The sequence below is a fragment of the Oleiphilus sp. HI0079 genome (genome assembly GCF_001635105.1).
In genome coordinates, this window is the sequence record NZ_LWFT01001406.1 from 1 (window position 1) to 760 (window position 760).

The 760-nt window shown below is 51.4% G+C and carries 1 protein-coding gene; it reads left to right on the forward strand.

Annotated elements, in window-relative coordinates; translation table 11 throughout:
• A partial coding sequence (locus A3750_RS24250; protein WP_156498914.1) for an acetyl-CoA C-acyltransferase occupies nucleotides 1-760 on the forward strand: 760 nt, incomplete at both ends.

The window sequence follows — 760 nt, forward strand, 5'->3', positions numbered from 1 at the left end:
AACAAATTTTGATACGGGTTTTATGCCACAAGGGATTGGTGCAGATTTGATTGCAACCTTGGGTGGTTACACGCGAGAGGATGTTGATGCATTTGCCGCAGAGTCGCACAAAAAAGCGGCCGCAGCATGGGAACGCGGCTCTTTCGACAAATCTGTGGTGCCTGTGGTAGACCGAAATGGTATCACCATTTTGGACCACGATGAGCTAATTCGCCCTGATAGCACCAAAGAAACACTGGGCGCCCTAAAAGCCTCGTTCCAGATGATGGGTGAGATGGGTTTTGATGGTGTTGCACGTAAGCGTTATCCGCAGGTTGAGCAAATTAATCACGTGCATTCTCCGGGCAATTCGTCAGGTATTGTCGATGGCGCTGCCGCGGTATTGATTGGAAGCAAGGCCGCGGGAGAGCAGTTTGGGATGAAGCCTAGAGCCCGCGTTGTTGCAACTGCTGTGGTAGGGACTGATCCAACAATTATGCTGACAGGTCCTGCGCCTTCAGCACGCAAGGCGCTGAAAGTTGCAGGCATGAGTGTTGATGACATCGATTTGTTCGAAGTTAACGAGGCGTTTGCGTCTGTCGTGATGCGCTTTATCGATGAGATGGGTGTCGATAAGGCAAAGGTCAACGTGAATGGCGGCTCCATTGCCATGGGGCACCCGCTTGGTGCAACGGGCGCAATGATTCTGGGGACTTTGCTTGATGAGCTTGAGGCCCGTGATTTGAAAACTGGATTGGCAACATTATGTGTTGGTGGTGGT